This window comes from Bosea sp. 685, from assembly GCF_031884435.1.
In the GTDB taxonomy this organism is placed as follows: domain Bacteria; phylum Pseudomonadota; class Alphaproteobacteria; order Rhizobiales; family Beijerinckiaceae; genus Allobosea.
Genome location: NZ_CP134779.1, coordinates 1,235,096 through 1,253,099 on the forward strand (window position 1 = coordinate 1,235,096; position 18,004 = coordinate 1,253,099).

Here is an 18,004-nt window from a genome sequence, read left to right on the forward strand (position 1 = left end):
AAGATGAGCCAAGGCAACGACTTGAACCTGCCACCACTGAACCCGGCCGATCTCTCCTTCGATCACGAGGCGTCCTCGGTGGCGCGCTCGGGGCCGATACCGGTCAAGACCGCCGAGGATCTGGAACAGGTATTCGACGTACCGGTCACGGTCTCGGCAGTGCTGGGCTCGTCGCGGATCGCGGTCGGCGACCTGCTGCAGATTGTGCCCGGCGCCGTGCTCGAACTCGACCGGCGCGTCGGCGAGGCCATCGACATCTTCGTCAACGAGCGGCTGGTCGCGCGCGGGGAGGTTGTCGTGGTCGAGGACCGGCTCGGTGTCACCATGACCGAAATCATCAAGGCCGACCGGTGAAGACCGGCCGCCCCATCACGTTCTCATACGGAAAGGCCTGAGCCATGCGCCTCATCATCGTCGGCGGTCTCAAGGGGCAGATCATCGCGGCCGCCCGGATCGCGATCGCGCATGGCGCGAGCGTCACGCACACGGAGAGCCTCGACCAGACGCTCGCCGTGTTGCGCGCCAAGGGCGCGGATCTCCTGATGATCGACGTCGCGCAGCCGATCGCGAAATATGTCGCGGCACTGGAGGCCGAGCGCATCCGCACACCGATCGTCGCCTGCGGCACCTCGACCGATGCGCGCGCCGCCGTCGCTGCGATCCAGGCCGGGGCGCGCGAATATGTGCCGCTCCCGCCCGATCCCGAACTGATCGCTGCCGTGCTGGAGGCGGTCGCGGCCGATCAGTCGAGCCTGATCTGGCGCGATCCGGCGATGGAGCGCGTCGTCCAGCTCGCGGCCCAGATCGCCCGCTCGGATGCCCCCGTGCTCGTCACCGGCGAAAGCGGCACCGGCAAGGAGGTGATCGCCCGCCATCTGCACCAGAAGTCGCTGCGCAAGGACAAGCCTTTTGTGGCCGTGAACTGTGCTGCGATTCCCGACAACCTGCTCGAATCAGAGCTGTTCGGGCATGAGAAGGGCGCCTTCACCGGGGCAGTGGCGCGACGCATCGGCAAGTTCGAGGAGGCGAGCGGCGGCACGCTGCTGCTCGACGAAATTTCCGAGATGGATGTGCGGCTGCAGGCCAAGCTGCTGCGCGCCTTGCAGGAGCGCATGATCGACCGCGTCGGTGGTACGCAGCCGGTCAGGGTCGATCTTCGCATCATCGCGACCTCGAACCGCAATCTGGGCGATGCTGTCCGCGAAGGTTCGTTCCGCGAGGACCTGTTCTACCGGCTGAACGTGGTGCACTTACGCCTGCCGGCGCTGCGCGAGCGGCCGGCCGATATCCTGGCGCTCGCCGACCATTTCACCAAGAAATATGCCGAGATCAACGGCCTGCCGCTACGGCCGCTGGCAAGCGACGCACGCAAGCTCCTGCTGACCAATTCATGGCGGGGCAATGTGCGCGAGCTGGAGAATACGATCCATCGCGCCGTGCTGCTGGCGCAGGGGCCCGAAATCGGCACCGAAGCGGTGATGACGCCGGAGGGCGAGACGCTCGGCCCCGCCAGCGGTCGGGACCCGGCCGCGCGGGCGGCGCAGACGGCCGAGGCGGTGACGCGCTCGCTCGTTGGTCACACGGTTGCCGATGTCGAGCGCGAACTCATTCTCGACACGCTGGATCACTGCCTCGGGAACCGCACGCATGCAGCCAAGATCCTCGGCATTTCGATCCGGACGCTGCGCAATAAGCTGAGCGAATACGGAGCGGCCGGCATCGCCGTGGCCGAGCCGGGCCAGGCCCGCGTTAGCGCGGCCTGACCCGGTCGGTCGAATTGCCGATCACCAGCGGCGATAGCGCCGGCGGCCGTAATAACGCGGGCGCGCATAGTAGCGCGGCCGGGCGTAGTAGCGCGGGCGGGCATAATAGCGCGGCCGGCGGCGATAATAGTAATACTGGCTGAACTCGGCGTCGGTCTTGTCCAGGCCCTCCGTCATCTCGGCGGCGATCTGGTCGTCGGCCTTGCCCGGTTGCGGTTCCGGCAGCGGGGCCGGCTTCGGCTGGGCGGCTTCGGCAACAGCCATGCCGCCTAGACTGGCTGCGGCCATGCCGCCGATCAGGGTCATGATGAATGAGCGTCTATCCACGGCATCCTCCGAAGACTGGTTTTCTATCCCTGTTCGTGCCCGCATCAGAGCGCGCAACCGGGGCTAAAAGATAACGCATTTTCGTGGTCTGTGTTCCCATTCCGCAAATTTCTCTGATCATCCGTCTCTCATCCAAGAGTGAGAGCAGGATCGATGCGAAAAACCGGTGCCCACTTTTTCGCATCCTGCGAGAGCCGGATGATTTCAGCTGGCATCACTCCGTGATTCCAGCTGAAATCTGAATCCGTCTCTCATCTAAGAGTGAGAGCAGGATCAATGCGAAAAACCGGTGCCCACTTTTTCGCATCCTGCTCTAAAGCCGCTTGGGCGTGGGCTCGTCGACCGCGTTGAGGGGGCGAGTGACGTCTTCCAGCGATCTGCGCTCGGCGCGGACGGCGAAAAGCGCAGCTATCAAGGCCGCGGTCAGCATCAGGGTGGCGCCGAACAGGTAGCCGCCGAAGACGCTCAGGCGCGAGCCGGTGTCGATCAGCGCGCCGAACAGCCAGGGACCGGCGACGCCGCCGATACCGGTGCCCACGGCATAGAAGGCGGCGATCGCCAAGGCGCGCATCTCGACTGGGAAGGTCTCGCTGACGGTGAGATAGGCAGAGCTCGCGGCGGTGGAGGCGAAGAAGAAGACAATGCTCCAGCAGGCCGTCAATTGCGCGGCGCTGACGAGGTCGCGCCAGAACAGATAACCGGTCGCCGCCAGCAGCAGGCCCGACATCGCATAGGTGAAGGCGATCATCCGCCGCCGCCCGAGGGTGTCGAAGAGGCGGCCCAGGATGATCGGCCCGAGCACGTTGCCCGCCGCGAAGGGCAGGATGAACCAGCCGACCGCCTGCGACGGCACCGCATAGAAATCCGTCAGGACCAGCGCATAGGTGAAGAAGATCGCATTGTAGAAGAACGCCTGTGCGGCCATCAGCGCCAGCCCCACCAGTGCCCGCTGCCGGTGCCTGACGAACAGCGCGTGGAAGACCTCCCGAAGCGGGGTCGCGGCGCGCGGACGCAGGTGGAGCTTCGGCAGGGCCTCGTCAGGGCTGTAGGAAACCCCGGCGCGCCGTTCGATGTCGGCGACGATCATGGCGGCCTCATTCGGGCGGCCATGGCTGATCAGCCAACGTGGGCTCTCCGGTATCCATTGCCTGAGGACGAGGATGACGAGGCCGAGGGCCGCGCCGATGAAGAAGGCGAGCCGCCAGCCCAGTTCGGGATCGATGATTGCAGGATCGAGCAGGATAATCGCGCCGATCGCGCCGAGCGCCGCGCCAATCCAGAACGAACCGTTGATCACGAGATCGACCCAGCCGCGCATTCGCGCCGGAACGAGCTCCTGGATGGTCGAGTTGATGGCCGTATATTCGCCGCCGATACCCATGCCAGTGAAGAAGCGGAAGATGATGAAGCTGGCAAAGCTCCAGGAGAAGGCGGTCGCCGCCGTCGCGACGAGATAGACCAGAAGTGTGATCGTGAAGAGCCGCTTGCGGCCAAGCCGGTCGGTCAGCCAGCCGAAGAGAAGCGCGCCGAGGACTGCGCCTGCGAGATAGGCCGCGCCGGCGATGCCGATCTCGGTGTTGCTGAAGCGCAGAGCCGGGCTTTGCTTCAGCGCGCCGGAGACCGAACCCGCGAGCGTGACCTCGAGCCCGTCGAGGATCCAGGTGACGCCGAGCGCCACCACCACCAGCGTATGGAACCGCGACCAGGGCAGGCGGTCGAGCCGGGCCGGGATATCGGTCGAGATCGTCGGCTGCAAAGCCGTGTCCGGCGCTGTCATGCCGGTGCCCTCCCGATTGTCGCGAGGCCGCTATCGGTCGAACGGCCTCCGTATGAAAAAGGCGGCACCTTGCGGGCGCCGCCTCGTTAGTTTGGGCGCTGACGTCAGCGCACGTAGATCGGGCGTCGGCGGATGACGCGGTGCGGGCGCCGGACGATGACGGGCCGGCGCACGATGACCGGCCGGCGATGACGGGGGACGAAGGGCCGGTGCGGACGATGACGCCCGACATACTGGGTGAATTCGGCCTCGGTGTTGTCGAGCGCGGTCTTGCTCGCGGCGTCGACCGCATCGGAAGCCGGCACGGCCGGGGCCATCTCAGGCTTGCGCGAAGCGGCCTGCGCGATCGCGGTGCCGCCCAGGCTCGCGGCAGCCAGGCCGCCGAAAATGCTCATCACAAAGGAACGTCTATCCAAGTCTTCCTCCAATATCTGCGGTCTTGCAAAACCAGTTTTGTCGACCCGCGCCAAGTTACGCGGCGCAATGCGGCGATAACGCGGCAGTTCGATAACGGCCTGTTCAGGGAAAGGTTCCCGGGGCGGTTTTTTGGACCGTCTTAACCACTCGTTCACCATGTACCCGGCAAGAATTGCCGGGTTATGCCTCTGTCGGGGCGTATGTCCGCATGCGGACGGGTTCGCCGTGGCGACGGGAGTGGGTTGGTCGATGACCGATGTGACGGCAGGCCAAGGCGGCGGCTTCAACATGCCGAGCCGCGGCGCGATGGGGAAGCTCCTCAACCGGCCGGACCTGTTCCTGGCGATCGGCGTCATGGGCATCCTGGTGGTGCTCATCTTCCCGCTGCCGGCGGTCCTGCTCGACCTTTTGCTGGCGCTTTCGATCATCCTGTCGGTGCTGGTTTTGATGACGGCGCTGTTCATCGAGGAGCCGCTGGAGTTTTCGGCCTTCCCGACGGTGCTGCTGATCGTCACGATGTTCCGGCTGGCGCTGAACCTCGCCTCGACGCGCCTGATCCTGCAGCACGGGCATGAGGGCACTTCGGCGGCCGGCCACGTCATCGAGGCCTTCGCCAGTTTCGTGATGGGCGGCAATTTCGTGATCGGGGTGATCGTCTTCACCATCCTGATCATCGTCAACTTCGTCGTCATCACCAAGGGTTCGGGCCGTATCGCCGAGGTCGCGGCGCGCTTCGCGCTCGACGCCATGCCGGGCAAGCAGATGGCGATCGACGCCGATCTCTCGGCCGGGCTGATCGATCAGGAGGTCGCGAAAGTCCGGCGCAAGGCGCTGGAGGACGAGGCGAACTTCTTCGGCTCGATGGACGGCGCCTCGAAATTCGTGCGCGGCGATGCGATCGCGGCCCTGCTGATCACCTTTATCAACGTGCTCGGCGGCATCATCATCGGCGTCGCGCAGCAGGGCATGAGCTTTGGCGCGGCCGCGCATAACTATACGATGTTGACCGTCGGTGACGGTCTCGTCAGCCAGATTCCGGCGTTGATCGTCTCGACGGCGGCTGGCCTGCTCGTCTCGAAATCGGGCGTGCGCGGTGCCGCCGACAAGGCGCTCGGCAAACAGCTCTCGGGCTACCCCAAGGCGCTCGGCATGTCGGCTGCGGTGATGCTGCTGATCGCGGTCCTGCCCGGCATCCCGATGCTACCCTTTCTTGTGCTGGCAGGCGGCTCGGCGTGGCTCGCGCGTCATTTCGGCAAGCTCGCCAAGACCAAGCAGACGGAGGAAGCGGTCGCGGCGCAGGCAGCCTCGCCGCTCTCCGCCGACGGCACGCCGAAGGAGGAGACGCTCAACGACCTGCTCAAGCTCGACGAGCTCAAGATCGAGATCGGCTACGGCCTGCTGCCGCTGGTCAATGCGGCTGGCGGGCAGGACAGGCTGACGGACCAGGTCCGCGCATTGCGGCGCCAGCTCGCGGCCGAGCTCGGCTTCGTCATGCCGGCGGTGCGTATCGTCGACAACGTCCAGCTCGAGGCGAACTACTATTACATCAAGATCAAGGAGATCGATGCCGGGCACGGCATCGTTTATGCCGGCCAGTACATGGCCATGGACCCGATGGGTGGCGCGGTGAACCTGCCCGGCCATAATGTCCTGGAGCCGACCTTCGGCCTGCCCGCGACCTGGATTGACGCCGCCTTGCAGGACGAGGCGCAATTGCGCGGCTTCACCGTGGTGGACGCCGCGACCGTGATCTCGACGCATCTCACCGAGGTGCTGAAATCGAACATGCCCGAGCTGCTTTCGCATGGCGAGGTGCAGAAGCTGCTGCGCGAGCTGCAGAAGGACCATGCCGACCTGCTCAAGGAGATCGTGCCGAGCCAGATCTCGACCACAGGCATCCAGCGCGTGCTGCAATTGCTCCTGGCGGAACGCGTCTCGATCCGCGATCTCGCCACCATCATCGAGGGCATCGCCGAAGTCGCCGGCAGCATCAAGAATCCGCGCGACATCGCCGAGCATGTCCGCACGCGCCTTGCCCGTCAGATCTGCGCGCAGTTCTCCAACGGCCAGGGCAATCTGCCGATCATCACGCTCTCCTCGGCCTGGGAAAGCATCTTCGCCGAATCGATTATCGGCCAGGGCGAGGAGCGTCATCTCGCCATGCAGCCCTCGCGGCTGCAGGAGTTTGTGCGCCATGTCCGCGACAAGTTCGAGGAGGCGGCGCGCATCGGCGAGATGCCGGCGCTCGTCACCTCCGGACTGGCACGGCCCTTCGCGCGGCAGATCATCGAGCGCTTCCGCCGGGAGACGCCAGTGCTCTCGCAGGCCGAGATCCATCCCCGCGTCAGGCTGAAGACGGTCGGCAGCGTCTGAGACGGCCGCCGGCAACACGGCTCCATCGCCTGACGCTGCTCGGGCTTGCCTCCTGCAACTCACATCCCGGTCGCATACGCCCAGCCAGCTTGACGCTCGATTGTTCACTATAATAGTATATCGTACTCTATAGTGGACAATCGAGAGCGCGAGCATGAGCATCCGACCGGCCCTTGCGGCCGACCTGCCGGCGATCCTGGCGATCTACAACGCTGTGATCGCGACCTCGACCGCGGTCTACACGGAGACGCCGGCGACCCTGGCGGATCGGCAGGCCTGGTTCGCGGCGCGGACGGAGCAGGGCTATCCGGTGCTGGTCGCCGATGAAGCTGGCGAAGCTGTCGGCTACGCGACTTTCGGCGATTTCCGGGCCTGGCCGGGTTATCGCCACACCGTCGAGCACAGCGTCCATATCCGTGCCGACCGACAGGGCAGGGGGCTCGGCAAGGGCCTGGTCTCGGCTCTGTTCCCCCATGCCGCCCAGCTCGACAAGCATGTGATGATCGCTGGCATCGATGCGGCGAACGAAGCGTCGCTGCGGATGCATGAGCGCCTCGGCTTCACCCAGGCGGGGCGTTTCAACGAGGTTGGGCGCAAGTTCGACCGCTGGCTCGACCTCGTCTTCCTGCAGCGCCTGATATGACGGATCTGCGCAGCAGTGCTGAGGCATTCGTCGCGCCGGCCTCGACCGAGGCGCGTGGCCGCGTGGCCAGGCAGCCATTTCTATCTCTCAACGCTCTTCTCTTCGTCGCGATGTGCCTCGCCTGGGGGCTCACCTTCCTGCCAGTCAAGATCGCTGTGGCGCATGTGCCTCCGATCTTTCTGGCGGCGGCACGCTTCAGCATCGCCGGCCTGCTGCTGCTTGCCTGGGCCGGGCGTGGCGCGTTCAAGGTTCCGATACAGGCATGGCTGCGGCTCGTCGGCACCGCGCTGCTGGTCAATAGCTGCAATTACGCTTTGCTGTTCTGGGGCATGGCGCACGCGCCCTCCGGGCTCGCGGCGATCATCAATATGGCGACGATCCCGATCTATACGGTGCTGGCGAGCCGCGTGATCGAGGGGCAGCCCATCAGCGGGCGCCGCATCGCCGCGGTCGCTCTCGGGGCCATCGGGCTCAGCTTCCTGTTCGCGACACGGGCGCTGGGGGGCTTGAGCGCGGCGAAGGGCGATGGGCTGGAACTCTGGGGCCTGGCGGCGATCGCACTGGGGACGTTCTGCCACTGCGTCGGGGCGGTGCTGAGCCGCAAGATCGCAGGCTCTGTGCCGACCCTGACGCTGGCGGGCTGGCAGACCATGATCGGTGCGCTTGGGCTGATTTTGCTCTCGCTCTCGCTCGAGCCTGTCAGCATCGCGCATCTGCGGGCGCTTGTGGAATGGCCGACGGCGCCGGCGCTCGCCTTCGTCGTCATCGTCGGCTCGCTCGTCGGCTTCACCATCTTTCTGAGGCTGCTGCGCGACTGGGGCGCGTTCTACGCCGGGCTCTTCGCCTTCGTCAGCCCAGTCATCGCGGTCGGCGCCGGCGTGGTCGCGCTGGGCGAACCCTTCGGATGGCCCGAGGCGGTCGGCGCGCTCCTGATGTTCGGCGCGGCGGCGATCGCGCTCAGGAAATAGCCCGGCCGGTCTTCAAACGATTGGCGGGTCGGCGCTTCGGGCCTTGGCGTCGGCCTGCGCGACGGCGACCGTCAGCTTGTGTTTCTTGAGTTGGGAGCGCTCGAAGGCAAGCACCACCGGCAGCGATATGACCAGTGGAAGAATGAGGTAGAACAGCCGCCAGATCAAAAGCGCGGCGAAGACGGCCGGCGCCGGCACGCCCGGCATCACAGCGAGGAAGACCGCCTCCATCACGCCGACGCCGCCCGGCACCTGGCTCAGCAGCCCGGCCGAGAAGGAGAGCAGGAAGGCGCCCAGAACGATCATGAAGCCCGGATTGCCCTGGTCGGGCAGGGCGAAATAGATGATGCCGGCCGCACCGGCGAGCTCCAGCGGAGCCGCCAGATATTGGCGCGCGACGATCGGCAGGCGCGGATAGATCAGTTCGAACTTTCCGATCTTGAACGGCTTGAACTTCAGCCAGGAGCCGATCGTGTAGAGCACGACGAAGCCGAGCATGCCGAAGCCGATCAATCGTGCCGTCTGATCGCCGATCGCGAAGCGCGTCGAGAGCCGTGTCAGGGGGCGCAGGATTTCCGGCTCGATCACCAGGACGAGCCCGAGCAGCAGGATCGTGCCGAAGGCGAAGGTGAAAGAGCACAGCGCCACCAGCACGGCGACGTCGGCGGCCGTCAGCCCCTTGGCCGTATAGGCCCGGAACCGCACCATGCCGCCGGAGAAGACCGACGCGCCGATATTATGGGACAGCGCATAGGTGACGAAGGAGCACAGCGAGATATAGGGCCAGGAGATGCCCTTCTCCTTGCCGATATGGATGAGCGCGATGCGATCGTACCAGGCGAGCGCGGCATAGGCGACGAGAGTGGCGAGCGCGGCATGCAGGAAGGCGTCGGAAGGGATCACCGCGATCTTCTGGCCGATGCGGCTCGCGACGATCTTGATGTTGTCCCAGAGGTTGCCCTGCTCCAGCAAGGCCTGGATCGCGGCGTCGGTGCCGGCCTCGGTCTTGAGCTTCTCCCAGAGCAGGTCGACCGACCAGACGACCGCGACAAGCCCGATGATCGGCCAGAGATAGTCGAGATACTTTTTCATGGGACCCGCGGCTGCGAGGAGACGAAAAGCCATAGATACGCCATTGCTCGCACATGCGGGAAAGATGCGAGCCGGAGGCTTGCGTCTTCTCTGCCAGCGGTCGCCCGCGAGGGCAAGCGGCGCATGGCTGGATGCCCCTTGGGGAACAGACTGGGCGCTAGAGCCGGATGATTTCAGATGGAATCACGCAGTGACCCCATCTGAAATCTGAATCCGTCTCTCATCAAGGAGTTAGAGCAGGATGCGAAAAACCGGTTCCCACTTTTTCGCATCCTGCTCCAGCGCTCGGCTCATGTGTCGATCATGGGATGGCTCTTGTGTCGCGGGCGAAATCCCCCGACCCTGCCGCCGCGATCATGTCATGATCGCGGCAGTGCCCATCCCGCCGCGTCGCATCAAGAAGCCAGCATGTCCGAAAGCCTTTCCATCAACCTGACCGGCATCACCGACCTGCCGCCGGGCAAGATCGCCGCCATCGTCACCTCGCTCGAAATGTTCGAGGCCCCGCCGCCACGCTCCGACCCACCCGGCATGGAGGGGTTCGCACTCGATTCGATCGGGCGCGAGGATGTCGCCCGCTATCTCGCGATCTACCGTGTGCTAGGCGAGCGCTGGATGTGGTTCAGCCGGCTGGTCAAGCCGGTGGCGGAGCTCCAGGCGATCCTGGCCGATCCAGCCGTGGAGTTTTTCGCCGTCCGGCATGATGGCCGCGATGTCGGCTTGCTCGAACTGGATTTCCGCGTGCCGGGCGAAGGTGAGCTGGCCTTTTTTGGCCTCGATGAGAGCGTGATCGGGCGCGGCGCCGGGCGCTGGCTGATGAACCGTGCCCTCGCCAAGGCCTGGGCAAAGCCGATCGGCCGCTTCTGGGTGCACACCTGCACGCTGGACCACCAGGGTGCGCCGGAGTTCTATCAGCGCTCCGGCTTCACCGTGTTCAAGCGCAGCGTCGAGGTCGATGACGATCCGCGGCTGCACGGCCATATGCGGCGCGATAGCGTACCGCATCATCCGGTCATCGCCTGAAACGAACGAAGCCCTCATTCCGGCGAGAGCGAGCCATGCTCACCTCTCGCCGGAATGAGGGCTGATCGTTGCGGGCTTCGAGAGCGTTTTCGAGCGAAGTGGCTACCGCTTCGCGTGAAGAAAACGTGTTAAAACAAAGACCGAGAGCAATTGAACGATCCAATCGGATCGGAAATTGTTCTAGGCGCCGGCGCGGGCGCGCAGTCCAATCGAGTCCATCATCGCCTGGTCGCGGGCCGCCTCGGCGGCACGCTCGGTGGCGCGTTCGCGATCGTCGAGGATCTCGACCTTCTTCATGTCCTCGAAGGCTTCCTGCAATTCGGCCTTGGCCTCGTCGAGCTGACCCTTCAGGTTGTCGGCCGACTGGCGCAGGTTGTCGCGGCGGCCGAGAGCCGCTTTGGCATAGGTCGGGTAGGCGAAATGCGCCGGATCGGAAATTCCGGCCCGGGTTTCTTCGCTCTGGATCTCGCGATCCAGATCGGTCGCCATCCGATGAAACTCGGCGATCATCATCTCAATCTGGCTAACCCGGCGACGCTTTTCGTCCACCTGGAAGCGTTTGAGACGCAAAAGGGTCTCTCGCGACTTCATGTCGTGTCCAACTCCTGATTACACTTGGTCGCGCGCCGACCCCTCGACACGCAACCGGAACTCTATCCGCGAGACAAAAAGCACAATGGGGCAAGGAGGTTGACCGTTCCTTACCGAAATCGGTTGCTTTGCATGCATGTTGAGGCCGCGTCGCGGGCTCTGCCGCTCCTGACATGCTTCAGCTAAGCGTTTCGCAACAGAGTGGGGCATCGCCCTCGCCGTCGACGGAAACGCTCTCTTGGCTGCCCCCTTCCTGTCCGCCTCCTCGCGCCCGTCCGGGCATGGACCGCTGCTCTGCGGCCTGGCTCTGACCCGCATCATCGGTTGGGGTTCGACCTATTACGCACCGTCCGTGCTGGTGGGCTATCTCGATCGCGAAATGGGGCTCGGGCCCGAGCTCGTCTTCAGCGGTGTCACCATCCTGCTGCTCACCGGGGCGTTCGTGGCGCCAGCCATGGGCAAGCATCTCGATGTGCATGGCACGCGCCGCTCGATGTGCGTCGGCGCAGTGATCTGCGGGCTCGGCCTGGCGACGCTCGCCCTGGCGCAGGGGCCGGTCAGCTATCTCGCGAGCTGGTTCGTCATCGGCATCGGCCATGCGATGACGCTGGCCAATGTCGGCAACGTCACCGTGGCCCAGGTCATGGGCGAGCGCACGCGCCGGGCGCTTGGTCTGATGATGCTGGTGACCGGGTTCTCCTCGAGCGTGTTCTGGCCGCTCGCCGCCTTCCTGTCGCAGGCCTATGGCTGGCGCGTCGCCTGGCTGATCTTCGCGGCGATGCAGATCGTCATCGTGCTGCCGATCCATTTCGCCATCCCGGCCTATCATCGCTCGTCGACCGGAGAGGCGGTGGTCGGGCCGGTGAAGACGGATGATGTGGGCAGCGCCCCCTGACGCAGCGCCGGGCAACCTTCTGGTTGCTTGCCTTGATCTTTTCCGCCAGCGGGCTCGTCTCCTGGGGCTTGCCCCTGAATCTCATCGCTTTGCTGCAGAGCTCGGGCCTGAGCCAGGCGAGCGCGGTCGGTATCGCCTCCTTGGGCGGCCCGGCGACGCTTTTGGCGCGCCTGGTCGATGCGGTCGCGGGCGAGCGTTTCCCGGTCGAGCGCGTGGCGTTGGGCGGGCTTGCGCTGGGGCCGCTCGCCTGCCTGATCATGGCATTCGGGCCAGGCTCAGCGGTGACCGCGGCCAGCTTCGTCATCTGCTTCAGCGCTGCGATGGGGGTGATCTCGGTCGCACGCGCGACGTTGCCGCTGGCGCTGTTCGGCCGCCAGGGTTTCGGGGCGATGCTGGGCAAGCTCGCGGTGCCACAGAACATCGCCTTTGCCGTGGCGCCCCTGCTGTTTGCGGTGATGATCGAGACGCTGGGCAACCGCGCCACGCTGGTCGCCTCGGCGGCGATCCAGCTCGTCGGCTTTCTGGCGATGCTGTGGCTGGTGCGCCTGCTGAGAGGCGCCTAGACGCTTGAGGCCTGCTTCAGATCCTGAACAGCAGCGCCAGCAAGGCCAGGGCGGCGGGCGCGGCCTGGATGTAGAGGATCTTGCGGCTGGCGGTCGCCGCGCCATAGAGGCCTGCGACGATCACGCAGGCGAGGAAGAAGGTTTTGATCGCGAAACCAGCCTCGCCGAGCCACAGACCCCAGACCAGCCCTGCGACCAGGAAACCGTTATAGAGGCCCTGATTGGCGGCGAGCGTCTTGCTCTGGGCCGAGAATTCCGCCGTGGTGCCGAATGCCTTGCGGCCGCGCGGGGTGTCCCACCACACCATTTCGAGCATGACGATATAGGCATGGATCAGCGCGACGACGCAGATCAGGATGGTCGCTGTCATCGGGCTGGCTCCAGTCAGGGCGGATCGGCAGCAGTGAACGTCCATTCGCGCCGATTCAGCAAGCGGTCGGCCGGATCCTTCCCCAGAAGCCCCTGTTCAGAAAGCCGCCTGTGCTCGTTGCAAGCACGGGCGTATCCTCCGCCTCAACCGTTCATGATAGCCGACAGCATGGCGTAGCATTCGGGCAGGGAGGTCGCTTCGTCCTTGGCCTGCTTGAGAAAGCCTTCCAGCGCCGGGTTGAGGCGGATCGCCTCGTCGACTTCGGCCGATGCGCCCTGGCGATAGGCGCCGAGCCGAATCAGTTCCTCCATATCGGCATAGGTCGCGAGCGTCGCGCGCGCTTTCTGCACCACCGGATAGAAAGCCGGGTCGCAGGAACGCGGCATGGTGCGCGAGACCGATTTCAGGATGTTGATCGCCGGATAGCGCCCACGCTCGGCGATCGAGCGCTCCATCACGATATGGCCGTCGAGGATGCCGCGCACCGCGTCCGCCACCGGCTCGTCATGGTCGCCGCCATCGACGAGCACGGTGAACAGGCCGGTGATGGCGCCGTCCCCGATGCCCGGCCCGGCGCGCTCGAGCAGGCGCGGCAATTCGGCGAAGACGGTTGGCGTATAGCCCTTGGTCGTGGGCGGCTCGCCGGCGGCGAGGCCGATCTCGCGCATCGCCATGGCAAAGCGCGTGACCGAATCCATCAGGCACATCACCTGCTTGCCCTGATCGCGGAAATATTCGGCGAGCGTCAGCGTGGTCATGGCCGCCTGCTTGCGCATCAAGGCGGGCTCGTCCGAGGTCGCGACGACCACGACCGAGCGCGCGAGACCGGAGGGGCCAAGATCGTCCTGCAGGAACTCCTGCACTTCGCGGCCGCGCTCGCCGACGAGGCCGATGATGTTGACGTCGGCCCGGGCGTAGCGCGCCAGCATCGAGAGCAGCACCGACTTGCCGACACCCGAGCCGGCGAAGATGCCCATGCGCTGGCCGAGGCAGCAGGTCAGGAAGGCGTTGAGCGCACGCACGCCGAGATCGAGCGGCTTGCCTACGCGGCGCCTGGAATGAGCGGGCGGCGGATCGTTGCGGAAGGTGCAGAGCCTTTCGCCCTCGGGCAAGGGCGGGCCGCCATCGACGGGGCGGCCGAGCGCATCGACGACGCGGCCGAGCCAGGCGGAGGTTGGTCTGATGCCGGGCTGCGCCTTGTCGACATAGGCAGGGCAGCCGCGGCGCACGCCGTCGAGCCCGCCATAGGGCATCACCAGCGCCTTTTCTCCGGAGAAGCCGATGACCTCGCAGGGCACGCGGACACCCGGCGCGATCTCGATCTGGACGCGGCCGCCCAGGCTCATCGCGCCGATCGGCCCCGAAATCTCGACGAGCAATCCCCGGACGGCGGTGACACGGCCGTAAACCGTGACGCTGTCGAGGCCGCCAATGACGGCGGCGAGGTTGGAAAGCCGGTCTGGGCCGCGCGAGGCGCTGTTCATAACTGCTTCCGTCAACCTTTCATTTACCTGTGTGATTAACACTGTGTTTCGAGGCTGCGGCGTTTCGCAGGGCGATTCAGCCCTGTTCGGCGACGCTGGTCTCCGCGAAAGGCGATTTCGCGGGTGAAGGCTCCACGATCCGTGTCAAATTCGACTCACCTCGACAAGGATCGTTCACTTTCTCCCAAGAAGCGCTTGCGCTCGGGAATCACGGTTTGTTAACCATTTCTCCGTAGCGTGTCGCGTGGCGTTTCATCAGGCAAGCACGTCATCGTCCTGGGCCGCGGGGGCCCGGATGAGAAGAACGATCAGCTTGCCTGCGGGCGGAATTGGGGACGTGACATGCGGGTTCTGCTGATCGAGGACGATAGCGCAACCGCTCAAAGCATCGAGCTGATGCTCAAATCGGAGAGCTTCAACGTCTACACCACCGATCTCGGTGAGGAAGGCGTCGATCTCGGCAAGCTCTACGACTACGACATCATCCTGCTCGACCTGAACCTGCCCGACATGTCGGGATACGAGGTTCTGCGCTCTCTGCGTGTCGCCAAGGTGAAGACGCCCATCCTGATTCTGTCCGGCCTCGCCGGCATTGAGGATAAGGTGAAGGGTCTCGGCTTCGGCGCCGACGACTATCTGACCAAGCCCTTCCACAAGGACGAGCTCGTCGCCCGGATCCACGCCATCGTGCGCCGCTCGAAGGGCCATGCCCAGTCGGTCATCACGACGGGCGACCTCGTGGTCAATCTCGACACCAAGACCGTGGAAGTCGATGCCGCGCGCGTCCACCTCACCGGCAAGGAATACCAGATGCTGGAGCTGCTCTCGCTCCGCAAGGGCACGACGCTGACCAAGGAGATGTTCCTGAACCATCTCTATGGCGGTATGGACGAGCCCGAACTCAAGATCATCGACGTGTTTATCTGCAAGCTCCGCAAGAAGCTCGCCAATGCGTCGGACGGCAAGAACTACATCGAGACCGTCTGGGGCCGCGGCTATGTGCTGCGCGAGCCGATGGACGTCGAGGAGCGCATCCCGGCCTGAGATGCGCTGGCCCGTTCCGCTCGTCATAGGGCGGTCATGAACGGATGCCAAAACGCCCTTGGCCTGATCGTCGGATGTACACGACAGGTCGACGGGGACCCCGCCGAGAGGCGGGGTTTTTGTTTGGGCGAACCCCGGTTTTAGTCAGCGACTGCGCGGCGCTTCTAAAAGCTTAGAGCATTGCGCACCGACGAGAGCGGCCTCAACCGCGGATGCTGCTCAGCGTTGGCGTCCTCGTCCGGTCGAAGGGCAGGCCGAGGCCGGCGCTTTGCGCATTGCTCGAGCGGCTTTCGCGATAAAGACCGCGATGGCTTTTGTCGGGCACGATCGTCGTGGTGATGCCGATGACGGTTTCGGCGGCGCCGAGCACGAAGACGCCGTCCGCCGTCAAGCGCTGGGCAAGCGCCGCCATCACCTTGGCCTTGGTCGGTACGTCGAAGTAGATCAGCACGTTGCGGCAGAAGATGATGTCGAACTGCCCGAAATGGCTGTTCGGCAGCAGCAGATTATGGGGTTTCAACTCGACCATGGCGCGGATGCGCTCGGACACCTGCCATTTGTCGCCATCCTGCCGGAAATGCCGCAGCAGCATCTGGATCGGCAGGCCGCGTTGCACTTCGAACTGGCTATAGATGCCGGCCCGCGCCTTCTCCAGCACCTCCGAGGAGATGTCGGTACCGAGTATCTCGACCTTCCAGCCAACGAGCCGGGCGGCCAGCTCGTCGAGGATCATGGCGAGCGAATAGGCTTCCTGGCCGGTCGAGACCGCCGCGCACCAGATGCGCAGCGTCCGGCTGGCCGCGTTGGCGGTGAGCTTTTCCGGCAGGATCACGTCACGGAACAGATCGAACGGCGTCCGGTCTCGAAAGAACAGCGTCTCGTTGGTCGTCATCGCCTCGATGACGGCGTTCTCGAGCAAGAGATCGGTGCCCGGGCGCAGCGCCTGCACGAGCGTACTCAAACCGTCGATGCTGCTGCGGCGGCAGAGCATGCCGAGGCGGCTTTCGGCGAGATAGCGCTTGTCCTGACTCAATGAGAGGCCGGAGCGCACATGCAGCAGGGCGCGCAGGAAGTCGAAATCCGCCTCGGTCATGAGGGTTTGCCCCCACGCAGCAGATCGCGGATCGCGCTGCCGATACCGTCGAGCGGGATCACGGCGCTGGCATGCCGCGCCCGCACCACGGAGCCCGGCATGCCCCAGATCGTGCTCGACAATTCGTCCTGGGCGATGACGGCAGCGCCGGCTCGTCGCAATGCGCCGGCGCCCTCCGTCCCGTCGCTGCCCATGCCGGTGAGTACGAGGCCGAGCGCCGCGGGACCGAGATGGCGCGCGCCCTCGGTGAAGAGAACATCCACGGCTGGCCGGCAGAAGCGTACCGGCGGCGCGTCGCTGATACTGGCGACGAGATGGCCGAGCTTGCGGTCGATGCCGAGATGCCGGCCTCCGGGCGCGACATAGATCGTGCCGCGCGAAAGGCGCTCGCCGTCATAGGGTTCGCGCGCCGGCATGCCGATCTGGGCGCTGACTTGCTCGGCGAAGGAGGCGGTGAAGAGCGGCGGCATGTGCTGGACGACCAGGGTCGTCAGGTCATTCAACGCGTCGCCGATGTCGGAGAGCACCTTGGCGACGGCGCGGGGGCCTCCGGTGGAGGCGCCGATCATCAGATAGCGCGGCATCACCGAGACGAGATTGCGCAGGTTCACCGGCCCGACTGGGGCGAAATCGAGGTCGATCTCCGGTGGCAGCGCTCCCGCGCGGGTCGGTGACTGCGCGATGTTGCTGAGCTTGAGCAGGAATTCGCTGCGGAAATCGAGCGACAGCGTCATGCCGCCGCGGCTGTCCGGCTTGGACAGCACATCCATCGCGCCTTTGGTCATGCATTCCAGCGCGATGCGGGCGTTGCGCTCGGTCAGCGTGGTGGCGAGCAATACGCCGGTATGGGGGCTTTCCCTGAGGATCTGGGGCAGGGCTTCGGCTCCGCCGAGGCCGGGCATGTCGAGGTCGAGCACCATCACGTCAGGGTGGAAGCGCCCGGCATGGGCCACCGCGGTTTCGCCGTCGCCAGCGACCGCGACGACATGGAACTGCCCGCTCTCGCCGAGCCAGCGCGCGAAGAGACCGCGCACGACGACGGAATCGTCAGCGATCACGACCGTCTTGGGTCGCTGCGCCGATGCGCTCGCTGGTGAGAGACTCGTCATGTGTCGCGCCTCCGGCGGACTTGCCACAGGTCGTAGAGGCAGCAGGCAGCGGCGAGGGAACTCGCCGCGCTATGGCTCACAGCAGGCCTACTTGATGGAACTTCGAAGCGACGATTTCCTTGTCGAAGGGCTTCATGATGTATTCGTCGGCGCCGGCATGCATGGCCCGTGCAATATGGGCGATGTCGTTCTCGGTGGTGCAGAACACGACCTTGGGCCGCTTGCCCCCCGGCATTTGCCGCAATGTGCGCAGAAAATCGTAGCCGTCCATGATCGGCATGTTCCAGTCGAGCAGGACGGCGTCCGGCATCTCGCCCTTGCAGGCGTCGATGGCGCGCGCGCCATCCTCGGCCTCGGCGATGCGGAACTGCAGGCCTTCCAGAATGCGGCGGGCGACTTTGCGGATCACGGCGGAGTCATCGACGACAAGACAATATTTCATGATTTTCTCCAAAAATCGTAGGGCGACGCC

Annotated in this window: 19 protein-coding genes; 9 read left to right on the forward strand and 10 right to left on the reverse strand. The window is 65.2% G+C overall.

What is annotated here, in order from left to right:
• Positions 1–3: 3 nt before the first annotated feature.
• On the forward strand, positions 4–354 hold the full coding sequence (gene fliN / locus RMR04_RS06945; protein ID WP_311913733.1) for a flagellar motor switch protein FliN: 351 nt from the start codon (positions 4–6) through the stop codon (positions 352–354).
• Positions 355–398: 44 nt separating this feature from the next.
• On the forward strand, positions 399–1,763 hold the full coding sequence (locus tag RMR04_RS06950; protein WP_103716223.1) for a sigma-54-dependent transcriptional regulator FlbD: 1,365 nt from the start codon (positions 399–401) through the stop codon (positions 1,761–1,763).
• 21 nt (positions 1,764–1,784) lie between these two features.
• On the opposite strand, the gene RMR04_RS06955 is transcribed toward RMR04_RS06950, so the two are convergent.
• From RMR04_RS06955 to RMR04_RS06965, 3 genes are all read right to left on the reverse strand, one after another.
• Positions 1,785–2,090 carry a hypothetical protein gene (locus RMR04_RS06955; RefSeq protein ID WP_311913737.1) on the reverse strand — a complete coding sequence of 102 codons (306 nt, stop codon included), beginning with the start codon at positions 2,088–2,090 and terminating at the stop codon, positions 1,785–1,787.
• Between the two features lie 313 nt (positions 2,091–2,403).
• Entirely contained in the window at positions 2,404–3,867 is a 1,464-nt protein-coding gene (locus tag RMR04_RS06960; protein ID WP_311913738.1) for an MFS transporter, read from the reverse strand.
• A 104-nt stretch (positions 3,868–3,971) separates the two neighbouring features.
• Positions 3,972–4,262, reverse strand: a complete 291-nt coding sequence (locus tag RMR04_RS06965; RefSeq protein WP_311913740.1) for a hypothetical protein — start codon at positions 4,260–4,262, stop codon at positions 3,972–3,974.
• A gap of 310 nt (positions 4,263–4,572) precedes the next feature.
• Between RMR04_RS06965 and flhA the strand changes: the two genes are divergently transcribed.
• The 3 genes from flhA to RMR04_RS06980 all read left to right on the forward strand — a co-directional run bounded on the left by flhA (position 4,573) and on the right by RMR04_RS06980 (position 8,268).
• Positions 4,573–6,657 (forward strand): flagellar biosynthesis protein FlhA, encoded by a 2,085-nt coding sequence (gene flhA, locus RMR04_RS06970; protein ID WP_311915757.1) that lies wholly within the window; start codon positions 4,573–4,575, stop codon positions 6,655–6,657.
• A gap of 154 nt (positions 6,658–6,811) precedes the next feature.
• Entirely contained in the window at positions 6,812–7,300 is a 489-nt protein-coding gene (locus RMR04_RS06975; RefSeq protein WP_311913741.1) for a GNAT family N-acetyltransferase, read from the forward strand.
• A complete protein-coding gene (locus RMR04_RS06980; RefSeq protein WP_311913742.1) occupies positions 7,297–8,268 on the forward strand; it encodes a DMT family transporter in 972 nt (323 codons plus the stop codon). Before RMR04_RS06975 ends, RMR04_RS06980 begins: the two co-directional genes overlap by 4 nt.
• Positions 8,269–8,280: 12 nt before the next feature.
• Here RMR04_RS06980 and RMR04_RS06985 read toward each other — a convergent pair whose 3' ends face one another.
• Positions 8,281–9,360, reverse strand: coding sequence for a lysylphosphatidylglycerol synthase transmembrane domain-containing protein (locus RMR04_RS06985; RefSeq protein ID WP_311913743.1), 1,080 nt, complete (start codon positions 9,358–9,360; stop codon positions 8,281–8,283).
• A gap of 408 nt (positions 9,361–9,768) precedes the next feature.
• Between RMR04_RS06985 and RMR04_RS06990 the strand changes: the two genes are divergently transcribed.
• Positions 9,769–10,383, forward strand: coding sequence for a GNAT family N-acetyltransferase (locus tag RMR04_RS06990; protein ID WP_311913744.1), 615 nt, complete (start codon positions 9,769–9,771; stop codon positions 10,381–10,383).
• A gap of 180 nt (positions 10,384–10,563) precedes the next feature.
• Here RMR04_RS06990 and fliJ read toward each other — a convergent pair whose 3' ends face one another.
• A complete protein-coding gene (fliJ, locus tag RMR04_RS06995) occupies positions 10,564–10,974 on the reverse strand; it encodes a flagellar export protein FliJ (RefSeq protein WP_092167381.1) in 411 nt (136 codons plus the stop codon).
• 238 nt (positions 10,975–11,212) lie between these two features.
• Between fliJ and RMR04_RS07000 the strand changes: the two genes are divergently transcribed.
• Both RMR04_RS07000 and RMR04_RS07005 read left to right on the forward strand, forming a co-directional pair.
• A complete protein-coding gene (locus RMR04_RS07000) occupies positions 11,213–11,869 on the forward strand; it encodes an MFS transporter (RefSeq protein ID WP_311913746.1) in 657 nt (218 codons plus the stop codon).
• A 32-nt stretch (positions 11,870–11,901) separates the two neighbouring features.
• The gene (locus RMR04_RS07005; protein WP_311913747.1) at positions 11,902–12,432 is read left to right on the forward strand and encodes an MFS transporter; all 531 of its coding nucleotides are present in this window, start codon (positions 11,902–11,904) and stop codon (positions 12,430–12,432) included.
• Between the two features lie 16 nt (positions 12,433–12,448).
• Here RMR04_RS07005 and RMR04_RS07010 read toward each other — a convergent pair whose 3' ends face one another.
• Entirely contained in the window at positions 12,449–12,802 is a 354-nt protein-coding gene (locus tag RMR04_RS07010; protein WP_311913749.1) for a DUF1304 domain-containing protein, read from the reverse strand.
• A 143-nt stretch (positions 12,803–12,945) separates the two neighbouring features.
• Positions 12,946–14,286: a flagellar protein export ATPase FliI gene (gene fliI / locus RMR04_RS07015; RefSeq protein WP_311913751.1), complete on the reverse strand. Its 1,341-nt coding sequence runs from the start codon at positions 14,284–14,286 to the stop codon at positions 12,946–12,948.
• 342 nt (positions 14,287–14,628) lie between these two features.
• Here fliI and ctrA point away from each other — a divergent pair, with 342 nt between their 5' ends.
• Positions 14,629–15,330 carry a response regulator transcription factor CtrA gene (gene ctrA, locus RMR04_RS07020; RefSeq protein WP_069692841.1) on the forward strand — a complete coding sequence of 234 codons (702 nt, stop codon included), beginning with the start codon at positions 14,629–14,631 and terminating at the stop codon, positions 15,328–15,330.
• A gap of 202 nt (positions 15,331–15,532) precedes the next feature.
• Here ctrA and RMR04_RS07025 read toward each other — a convergent pair whose 3' ends face one another.
• The 3 genes from RMR04_RS07025 to RMR04_RS07035 form a co-directional block, all read right to left on the reverse strand.
• The gene (locus tag RMR04_RS07025) at positions 15,533–16,423 is read right to left on the reverse strand and encodes a CheR family methyltransferase (RefSeq protein ID WP_311913752.1); all 891 of its coding nucleotides are present in this window, start codon (positions 16,421–16,423) and stop codon (positions 15,533–15,535) included.
• Entirely contained in the window at positions 16,420–17,532 is a 1,113-nt protein-coding gene (gene cheB / locus RMR04_RS07030) for a chemotaxis-specific protein-glutamate methyltransferase CheB (RefSeq protein WP_311913753.1), read from the reverse strand. The genes RMR04_RS07025 and cheB overlap by 4 nt, the downstream gene beginning before the upstream one ends.
• Positions 17,533–17,608: 76 nt before the next feature.
• Positions 17,609–17,974 (reverse strand): response regulator, encoded by a 366-nt coding sequence (locus tag RMR04_RS07035; protein ID WP_043237911.1) that lies wholly within the window; start codon positions 17,972–17,974, stop codon positions 17,609–17,611.
• Positions 17,975–18,004 lie beyond the last annotated feature (30 nt).